This window comes from Enterobacter sp. SECR19-1250, from assembly GCF_013391025.1.
In the GTDB taxonomy this organism is placed as follows: domain Bacteria; phylum Pseudomonadota; class Gammaproteobacteria; order Enterobacterales; family Enterobacteriaceae; genus Enterobacter; species Enterobacter cloacae.
In genome coordinates, this window is the sequence record NZ_JACASJ010000141.1 from 1 (window position 1) to 9,662 (window position 9,662).

At 53.2% G+C, this 9,662-nt stretch carries 10 protein-coding genes; 6 read left to right on the forward strand and 4 right to left on the reverse strand.

Features of this window, described 5'->3' with window-relative positions; translation table 11 throughout:
* Positions 1-388: 388 nt before the first annotated feature.
* On the reverse strand, positions 389-895 hold the full coding sequence (locus tag HX884_RS23685) for a phenolic acid decarboxylase (RefSeq protein WP_178328892.1): 507 nt from the start codon (positions 893-895) through the stop codon (positions 389-391).
* Positions 896-994: 99 nt separating this feature from the next.
* Between HX884_RS23685 and HX884_RS23690 the strand changes: the two genes are divergently transcribed.
* The 3 genes from HX884_RS23690 (at position 995) to HX884_RS23700 (ending at position 3,472) form a co-directional block, all read left to right on the forward strand.
* Entirely contained in the window at positions 995-1,876 is an 882-nt protein-coding gene (locus HX884_RS23690; protein ID WP_178328893.1) for a LysR family transcriptional regulator, read from the forward strand.
* A gap of 32 nt (positions 1,877-1,908) precedes the next feature.
* Positions 1,909-2,703 carry an SDR family NAD(P)-dependent oxidoreductase gene (locus tag HX884_RS23695; RefSeq protein WP_020687718.1) on the forward strand — a complete coding sequence of 265 codons (795 nt, stop codon included), beginning with the start codon at positions 1,909-1,911 and terminating at the stop codon, positions 2,701-2,703.
* A gap of 106 nt (positions 2,704-2,809) precedes the next feature.
* Positions 2,810-3,472, forward strand: a complete 663-nt coding sequence (locus HX884_RS23700) for an HAD family hydrolase (RefSeq protein ID WP_013099181.1) — start codon at positions 2,810-2,812, stop codon at positions 3,470-3,472.
* A gap of 60 nt (positions 3,473-3,532) precedes the next feature.
* On the opposite strand, the gene HX884_RS23705 is transcribed toward HX884_RS23700, so the two are convergent.
* On the reverse strand, positions 3,533-4,558 hold the full coding sequence (locus HX884_RS23705; protein WP_014833633.1) for a TerC/Alx family metal homeostasis membrane protein: 1,026 nt from the start codon (positions 4,556-4,558) through the stop codon (positions 3,533-3,535).
* A gap of 330 nt (positions 4,559-4,888) precedes the next feature.
* On the opposite strand from HX884_RS23705, the gene HX884_RS23710 reads away from it, so the two are divergent.
* Positions 4,889-6,223, forward strand: a complete 1,335-nt coding sequence (locus HX884_RS23710; protein ID WP_038983925.1) for an MFS transporter — start codon at positions 4,889-4,891, stop codon at positions 6,221-6,223.
* A gap of 35 nt (positions 6,224-6,258) precedes the next feature.
* Here HX884_RS23710 and HX884_RS23715 read toward each other — a convergent pair whose 3' ends face one another.
* Complete coding sequence (locus HX884_RS23715) at positions 6,259-6,996, reverse strand: IclR family transcriptional regulator (protein WP_178328895.1); 738 nt, start codon at positions 6,994-6,996, stop codon at positions 6,259-6,261.
* A 169-nt stretch (positions 6,997-7,165) separates the two neighbouring features.
* Here HX884_RS23715 and HX884_RS23720 point away from each other — a divergent pair, with 169 nt between their 5' ends.
* Positions 7,166-7,858 carry an RraA family protein gene (locus HX884_RS23720; RefSeq protein WP_013099185.1) on the forward strand — a complete coding sequence of 231 codons (693 nt, stop codon included), beginning with the start codon at positions 7,166-7,168 and terminating at the stop codon, positions 7,856-7,858.
* On the forward strand, positions 7,858-8,811 hold the full coding sequence (locus HX884_RS23725) for an NAD(P)-dependent oxidoreductase (protein ID WP_178328894.1): 954 nt from the start codon (positions 7,858-7,860) through the stop codon (positions 8,809-8,811). The genes HX884_RS23720 and HX884_RS23725 overlap by 1 nt, the downstream gene beginning before the upstream one ends.
* A 356-nt stretch (positions 8,812-9,167) precedes the next feature.
* Here the strand turns inward: HX884_RS23725 and pcoE are convergent, their stop codons facing one another.
* Positions 9,168-9,602 carry a copper resistance system metallochaperone PcoE gene (gene pcoE / locus HX884_RS23730; RefSeq protein ID WP_000723069.1) on the reverse strand — a complete coding sequence of 145 codons (435 nt, stop codon included), beginning with the start codon at positions 9,600-9,602 and terminating at the stop codon, positions 9,168-9,170.
* Positions 9,603-9,662 lie beyond the last annotated feature (60 nt).

Sequence of the window (9,662 nt, forward strand, 5' to 3'; positions counted from 1 at the left end):
ATCGGGCATTATCTGAACATAAAACACTATCAATAAGTTGGAGTCATTACCAAAAATCACTCATCATTAATTTCCTTGCAATAAGAATGGCATGCTTTTGATATTAACCAATTAGCGGACCGTTTATTTCAACGGTTCATAAACTCATATCAAGGTAGCGCTCATTTCTTAGGGAAAAATTAAGAGAGGGAATTAAAATGTTTTCATATGAATATAAATATCTTTAAAAACACAAAGTTATAAAATTATGAATTATTTATTTTGTGACAGCACTCAATTTTTTCAAAATGTAACGTTTAAACCAAAGCTCAACAAACAAAAAAAATCCCGGTTATTTCTTTAAAAACAGAAATAACCGGGAACTTTTCTTTTTAGTTAATTATCGCGCTTATTTTAAATTATTTGGGAAGTCAGCGGGCAATTCACTGGCCGCACACGCAATTACGCTGTCATCGTTGGCCCCACAGTCGCGCACGAAGGTAATGGTGGCAAATTCATCAATCACTTCTGTTGGATAGGCCGGACCTGCATCGCGATAGCTGTTCATCAGTGGAATGTGATCGTTCTGGGAGCAGACGGTTTTTTCCGGGTTGTTCATGACCCAACGCGGGAAGAAGATAGTGCCATGGAACAGTTTGTCCCCAAGGTTCACAATCAGGCTAACGTCGGTGCCGGTGGGTTCAGTCCAGGAAATTTTATAAATACTCTCACCTACGCGAACAACATACACCTGCTGATCTTTTACCCAACGATTCCCCACCAGGCCGCTGTGAATACGGTAGTCGATGGTATTTTCATTTTTGATATAAATCTCGTAGTTCCAGCCATTATCGTAGGTATAAACCAGATGTTTGCCGATGAAGCCGCTTAAGTCGTGTTTGTCGAAGGTGCTCATATAATGTCTCCTTTGTTTTGATGAGACGATCCTACCCCTTCAAAAAATGAATGAATAACGCTATGTTTGAATCAAATTCATCCAAATTTTAGATTGATTATGCACAAGACGACGCTCGAACAATGGTCCTTGCTGGAGAAGGTGGTGGATGCGGGCAGTTTTGCCAGAGCCGCGGAAGAGACGCACCGCAGCCAGTCTTCCGTCAGCTATAACCTGGCGCTACTGCAGGAACGGCTGGGGGTGGCGCTTCTGGTGCAGGAAGGCCGTCGGGCGGTGTTGACCCCTGCCGGGGAACTGCTGCTCAACCAGGTCAAACCGCTGCTGAAAGCCTTCGCGTACATTGAGACACGCGCGCTTACCCTGCGTAACGGAATGCGCACGCGGCTGGATCTGGTGGTGGACAATATCTTTCCCCGCCGTCGTCTGTTCGCCATCCTGCGTCAGTTCCAGCAGCAGTATCCGCAGACTCAGGTCCGTCTCACCGAAGTGCTGGAAAATACCCGCGCCGATGCCATCAATGATGAAGCCGATGTGATGGTCTTAACCCGCCTCCAGGATATGACCGGGCTTGGTGAATGGCTGATGAATATCGACTTTGTTGCCGTAGCCCATCACCAGCATCCGCTCTTTCAGCTCGATGCGCCGCTGAACGACGACATGCTCCGCCCGTGGCCGCTGATTAAAATTGCGGACAACCAGACCGCGGCGCACTCAGCCAGTGGCTCGTGGACCTTTTCCACCATTGACGCGGCCATTGAGGCGGTGATGTCGCAGGTGGGTTACGGCTGGCTGCCGGAGGAGCGCATTCAGACTCAGCTGGAACAAGGGGTACTGAAGATGCTGCCGCTCAGCCATGGCGTGCGGCGAGCCACGCCGCTGCACCTGATTGTGAAGCGCTCGCTTAGCCCGCTGGACGAACAGGTTGAGTCGCTATTGCGCCTTTTTAGCCAGGAGCCGTCATCGTCACCTGCTACGCTTTAAGGTCCGAACGTTAAAACGATAAGGAGCAGATGATGAAAATCGACTTTACGGGGAAAGTGGCGCTGGTCACCGCCTCAACGGGTGGAATTGGCTTCGCCATTGCCAGAGGGCTGGCAGAAAGCGGTGCGGAAGTGATCGTCAATGGCCGCAGTACCGAGTCGGTGAATAAAGGTATTCAGCAGCTGCAGCAGGTGGTGCCGGGCGTGCAGGTGCGTGCCGCGATAGCCGATCTCAGCACGCCGGAAGGGGTCGAGTCGCTGCTGAAGGTGGCGAATAACGTGGACATTCTGGTCAACAATGCCGGGATTTACGGGCCGCAGGATTTCTATGCCACCGACGATGATACCTGGGAACGTTACTGGCAGACCAACGTGATGTCCGGCGTGCGTCTCTCCCGCGCGCTGCTTCCCGGCATGGTGAAGAAAGGCTGGGGCCGCGTGGTATTTATCTCCTCCGAGTCGGCCTGCAATATCCCGGCGGACATGATCCACTACGGCGTGACCAAAACGGCACAGCTCTCGCTGGCACGCGGACTGGCGAAGTTCGTGGCGGGTAGCGGCGTGACGGTCAACAGCGTATTGCCGGGGCCGACGATGTCTGACGGATTCGCAGAGATGATGAAAGACGAGATCGAGAAGACCGGTAAGTCGCTGGAACAGCTGGCAAAAGAGTTTGTGATGGCCAACCGCCCTAGCTCGGTGATCCAGCGAGCGGCCACGGTTGAAGAGGTCGCCAATATGGTGGTCTATGTCTGCTCAGCGCAGGCCTCCGCCACGTCTGGCGCGGCGTTGCGCGTTGACGGTGGCGTGGTGGATGACATTATCTGAGTGGCTCAGGCCGCAAGAATGAGAAAAAAAGCGTGAGGTTTAAGGACTGTGGCGCCAAAGCAGGTAAACTAACGAGCAGAATGTGTATTTCAGCTAAGACGTATTTATGACCAATATGATTGCCGACGAGACCGTGGCCAAATCTAACGTGCTCTCTGTCTTCGACTTTGATGGAACGTTAACACACCACGATAGCTTCATCCCTTTCCTGCGTTTTGCCTTCGGGAAACGTTACTTCGCGGGACGACTGGTGCGTATGGCATTGCCGACGCTCCACTGCGTACGCCGCAAGCTAACGCGTGATGAGCTAAAAGAGGTGCTGATCAAAACGTTCCTGACGGGGGTGGATGAACACTGGTTACGTCAGCAGGCGGAAGCGTTTTGCGAAAAATACTGGAACAAGCTGATGCGCCCCGAGGGGGTGCTGGCGGTGGCGGCGGAGGTGAACTCTGGCGCGGAAGTGACCATCTGTTCCGCCTCTCCGGCACTGGTGCTCCAGCCGTGGGCTGACAAGCTTGGCATCAAGCTGATTGGCACACAACTGGAAGTGAAAGACGGTAAGCTGACCGGGCGCATTACCGGCAACAACTGCCGCTGCGCCCAGAAAGTCGCCAGACTGGAAAAGGTGTATGGCAATCTGAACGAGTACCACCTGCGCGCCTGGGGGGATACCCGTGGCGACCACGAACTGCTGGCCGCAGCGCAGGATCCACACTGGCGGCACTTCCACCCACCGCGCAAGCGCCGCAACTCACCGATTAAGGGTTAGGTGCGGTCTGGTGCCCTCACCCCGGCCCTCTCCCACAGGGAGAGGGAGAAGAGCGTTGCATCAGGCCTCACGTTTCCCCGGGAACATCACGCTCGCAATAATCCCCAGCGCCAGCACGCCTAATACCACGAACAGACTGGTCGTCGCGCCAATGCTGTAGCCGTGATGCCAGAAGTGATCTGTTGCATTCAACCCGAGCTTGAACGCCACGAAGAACAGCAGCAGGACCACCGCCTTCTCCAGGTGAACCAGATACTGCTTCAGCGCTTCCAGTACGAAATAGAGCGTACGCAGGCCGAGGATGGCAAACATCATGGCGCTGTAGATAATCAGCGGCTCGCGGCTGACGGCGATAATGGCCGGTACGGAGTCAAACGCGAACATCACATCAGACAGCTCCACGACCGCCACGCAAAGTAATAATGGCGTCGCGTAACGTTTCGCTTTTTTGACGCGCCCAACCATTACGTCCTGGTTTTCTGGTTTTTCCAGTTCCGCATCCACCTCTTTCTGGGTCAGAATAAAGGCGTGGCTGCTGATTTTCGGCCAGACAGGATAGAAGCGTTTCACCAGCCGATAGGCCAGGTGACCGGAGTAATCTTCAACCTCGTCGCTCTCTTCGTTGCGCCTGAGCATCATCACCGCCGTCCAGCCAACGACCAGCGCAAAAATAACCTCCACGTACGGCCCCAGACTCAGCAGGCTGGTCCCAATGGCCACGAAGATACCGCGGAAGACAATCGCCCCCAGCACACCCCAGTAGAGTACGCGGTGACGGTACTTATCCGGCACGCCGAACCAGGCAAAAATCGCCATCATCACAAACAGGTTATCGACCGAGAGCACCTCTTCCAGCGCGTAGCCGGTGAGGAACAGGCTCGCCATCTCGGCACCGTGGTGAACATACAGGAACCCGGCAAACGCCATCGCCATCGAGAACCAGAAAACGGACCACATTGCGGCACTTTTCAGCGAGACAGGCTTATCGTGACGGTGCATGAAGAGGTCGATAAACATCGCCCCGACAGCCATCACCACAAAGACAACAACGGTTTCCGTCGGGAAACCGAGATGAGCAGCAGACATACACAACCCTTTTGTAGAGGCAAAACACAAAAACCATGCAGACTGGCATATGCCAGCAGAGAAAAAGATGGAACGGTTTTACAACGGTTCCCCCCTTCAAACCGCAGCTCTGTGGCTGCGCAAGGCGTGTACTTTACCTCACAACGTGGGGTGACGCATCTGCCGTTTAGGCGCTTTGCGTAACGCGCCTGATATGTGAGTCACCTCTTATTTACATAATTTAAACCTTCCATTCACTGGATAAAAATAACGCAACGTCGCTATAGTGGTTTTGTTAAATAAAACTGAGTTGTACCTGATAAAACCAAGAACAGACCCTGCGAGGACACAATGACAGAACAAACGCGTTATGGCGCTACCACCAGTGAGGGGATAGAAAAGGAGACGATGCGTAAGGTGATCTGGCGTATCCTCCCGTTTCTCATCGTCAGCTATCTGATCTCCATTATCGATCGCGGGAACATCGGCATGGCATCGCTGCAGATGAATGAGGATCTCGGTCTTAGCAAAGCGGCATTTGGTTTCGCCAGCAGTCTCTACTTTGTGGCCTATTTTTTGTTTGAAGTTCCAAGCAATCTGGCGATGCAAAAAGTCGGCGCACGACTGTGGATCCCGCGCATTATGATCAGCTGGGGCGTCGTTTCAATGTGTATGTCATTGGTTCAGAACACTACGTCGCTCTATATCGTACGTTTTCTGCTCGGCGCTGCTGAAGCGGGCTTTTTCCCGGGCGTCGTGCTTTATCTGACCTGGTGGATCCCTTCCCGCTACCGCGCACGCATTATTGCGTCATTTATGGTTGCCATCCCGCTCGCCAACTTCATCGGCTCCCCACTCTCCGGGCTGATTCTGTCAATGGATGGCTGGTTGGGTCTTCGCGGCTGGCATCTGCTGTTTATTATTGAAGGCTTACCCGCCGTACTGCTGGGCATTGCCGCCTGGTTTATTCTGCGCGATCGTCCTCATCAGGCGAACTGGCTCAGCAGTGAGCAGAAACAATGGCTGGAAAGCACGCTGGAGAGCGAGCGTAATCAGCAAAAGAACATTGGACATCAAACGACGTGGCAGCTTTTGAAGCATCGCCAAATCTGGCTGATGGCACTCATTTACGCGGGCGCATCGTCTGCAGGCACTACCATCAGCGTCTGGTCTCCTCAACTGCTTAAATCCTTCCACCTCGATAACCTGGAAACAGGCCTGCTCAACGCTATCCCTTACGGTCTGGCATCCGTTCTCATGATTATTTGGGGGCGAAACTCGGATCGTACCAACGAGCGCCGCTGGCACACCGCACTGACACTGTTCATGATTGCCGCAGGCGTGTTCGCTGCATTTGTGAGCGTGTCGCTGCCGGCGACTATCGTGATCCTCAGCATCATGTTGATAGGTGCGTATTCCATGAAAGGGCCTTTCTGGGCGCTGGCATCCAGTTGGATGAGCAGTACTTCAGCGGCTGCAGGGCTGGCTGCGATTGGCGCTATTGCTAACCTGATCGGCGGCGCGGTCATGGTCAATGCATACGGTATTATCAATGAGCGGACGGGCAGCTACACGCTGGCTATGCTTCCGCTGGCCACGCTGTGTGTGGCGGGAGGTATCGCAGTTCTCATTATGGGACGACAGGCCCGTAACGCTCAGCTACACGAAAAACAGGTCACGCATTAGTGATGACAAAAGCGGGACGCGTGTCCCGCTTTTCGTTAACCGTTTTCTTCCGCTGTATCGCTCGTTTCCCCGTAGAACTGCTGACAGAAGGGCTTGCTGGCCCCCATTTTCTGTGACAGGCGGCTGGCGGTATCGTGCATCAACTGACGAATACCTTGCTCCCTGCGATCTTCCGTCAGTCGCGAGATGGGGCCGGTCAATGCCAGCGCCGCAATCAGTTTGTCATGAACGCCGAAGACGGGCATCGCAAACGCCGCGGTATGGGGATCGCGGGCACCTGCCGTGTAGAGCGGAAGCGCAGGCTCACCGCCCGGCAGGGGCTCATTGAGGCCCCAATGGCGTAGAACCTTACTGATAGCAGAATCATCCAGCGGGAACTGAGTGCCGGGGAGATTGCTGTGTCGGAGCCCATGTGAGGCTTCTGCCCGAAACAGGCACAGACGTTGTCCGCCTTCTAATACATACCAGCTGGCGCTCTCCTGGGAAGCCATGGATAAGGCCTGAAGTTCAGGCTGCACCACCCGGGAAAGATGGAAGGACTGTTCATAAAGCTTACCGAGATAAAGCAGACGAGGACCAAGCGCATAATTGCCGTCATCATGTCTGACGACATAGTTCATCCGTTCAAGAGAGTTCATTAAGCGGTAAACCGTGGTTTTGTGGTAACCCGATAGCTGCGCCAGGACGGTTAACGTCAGGCTTTCATCGCCAGGACGGAAGCAATCCAGTAAAGCCAGCGCCTTCTCAACCGCTACAACGCCTTCATTCCCCATCATTATCTCCTTTTCAGCCCGGCAGAGAGTGTACCTCAAATTTTGTGAGTCACTTCGTGTTTACATCACAAACCCCTTCTCAGGTCTGGCTAAAAGGAAAGCAACACCGCTATAGTTGTTTTGTATTGTACACCTGCATTGTACACAGTAAAACAATATGGAGAGAGTCATGTCCGTTTCTGAAAAATCATTGATAAACCGCCAGTTCGAACGCGTATCGGCTGAAGAGGTACGCCAGGCCGCCGAATATCAGGCAGCCATACTGGCGGATGTCGCCGGGCGCCGCGGTACGCTGCATGGACGAATCAAACCGTTGGCATCGCACATGTCCGTTGCGGGTCCGGCTGTTACCGTTGAGGTGCGTCCGGGAGATAATCTTGCCATTCATGCCGCGATGGCCGTTGCCCAGCCCGGCGATGTCCTGGTTGTCGATGGAAAAGGCGATCTGAGCTGCGCGCTACTGGGTGAAATCATGGCCACCCAGGCTCAGGCGAGCGGTATTGCAGGGATCATTATCGACGGAGCGGTACGTGACGCCGACACACTGAGCAAGGGTAACTATCCCGTTTTCTCTGCTGGTCTGAATCCCTGCGGCCCGACAAAGTCCATTTCTGGCCGGGTGAACCATCCCATTTCCGTTGCCGGGGCGACAGTGCATGCCGGAGATTTGGTAGTGGCCGATATCGACGGCGTGGTGGTGATCCCACGCGAGGAAGTTAAGCAGATTATCAGTCTGGCAAAAGGGAAGCTGGAGATGGAGACCAAACGTCTTGCTGCTATCCGTGAGGGCGATTTACGCCCACACTGGCTCAATGACGCGCTGCGTAAGGCGGGCATGCTGGCAGACGGGGAGACGCTGTAATGGCAAATAAGAAGGTGGTCCTGGTAACCGGGAGCGACCTGGCAGAGCAGGCCATGGCGATATTGCACGACTTTGAGGTGGTGTTTGCGGGTCGTCAGCCTACGGAGGATGAGCTGATTGCACTGTGTGAACAGCATAATCCGGTGGCAATACTGGTACGTTACGGCAAGATTAGCGCGAAAATCATGGATGCAGCACCAGCCCTGCAGGTTATTTCCAAGCACGGAAGCGGGATCGATGTGATAGACCAGGCGGCAGCGGCTGAGCGTAATATCGTCGTCCGCTCTGCACCGGGAGCTAACGCGGCGGCGGTGGCTGAACACACCTGGGCATTAATTCTCGCCTGCGCCAAATCGGTGGTGTCGCTGGATACGCGACTGCGCCAGGGGCACTGGGATAAAGCCACGCATAAATCCATCGAACTGGAAGGACTCACGCTGGGACTGATCGGGCTGGGGGCTATTGGCTCACGGGTAGCACAGATCGGTCACGTCTTTAGTATGCGGGTTCTTGCTTACGATCCCTATGCTCAATCAATGCCTTCCATATGCGAGCGTACTGATACTCTGACCGACCTACTTTCCCGTTCCGATGTGATTTCTTTGCATTGTCCGCTCACCGACGATAATCGGGGCATGATCAATACGAAAACGCTCGCATACGTTAAGCCAAACGCTATTCTGGTGAATACGGCACGCGGCGGCTTGATTGACGATCGGTCATTGCTCGCGGCGCTAGAGAATCGAACCTTGCACAGCGCGGGGCTGGACAGCTTTACCAGCGAACCACTGACCGCTCCGCACCTCTGGCAGGGGGTCGAGAACGTCATTATCTCTCCGCATATTGGCGGCGTCAGCGCAGCATCGTATATCAAAATGGGCACCGCGGCGGCCAGCAATATTGTAGACGTTGTGAGTGAAGCTGAAGAAACAACGCTTACCGCGAGCCGCTAATCCAAAATGAACTCCCTCAGGGCTTCTCTGCTGTGTAGAGACATTAAAGTTGTATCCTTTAACCTGAAAAAGACTTTAAAGTTGTAAAGTTTTAAAAAAAACACATACAAAACATGATGCTAAGTGTGTATCACACGCTGTTCCAACATTATGCCTTGATGTTCTTGCAGGAACTGCAATTTACAGGAGGAAAAAGGTGTTTTTGTAGTTATCTGGCGTTACGTGACAGTGTTGGTCAGATACTTCCACCTCTTCAGAGTTAAAGTTTGATATATGGGAAAAAAAAACGCTCCCGGACGGGAGCGTAAGCCAGTGACTTCGGCGTCAAATGAGGGTCTAACAAGTGGAGCTGCAGGTTAATTCTGGGTGATCTGACTGCGATGCTTATCAGCCTGCTGCTGGTGAACAACGGAAGACTGACCATTATTCGCCTTCTCATGTACAGCTGCGGCCTTCTCATGCTCGCTCATTTCAGAAAATGACTTTGCTGTTTCGTTGGTAGCTCCGGGTTTAGCTTTCATCATTTTTTTATGCATTTCAGCCATGTCCTGGTGGGCAGCAGAATTGCTGTTTTGCATCATGTCATGGGACATTGCGGCCTGATCGTGACTGCTCATATCCATCATTGTCATGCTGTCTCCCTGAATTGCACTTTTTTCAGCAGATGACTGCATCTGGTGGGCAGGTGCCTGTGCATTATTTACCTGGTCATGCATGTTCATTGTCTCTGCAGCCATGGCAGATGAAGCGGCAGCCATAATGGCAACAAATGATACGAGAATCTTTTTCATGGTTGGTAAGCGTTAAGTGAGCGCCGTATTGACGGCTATTTATTGGTGAGATCTACGTTC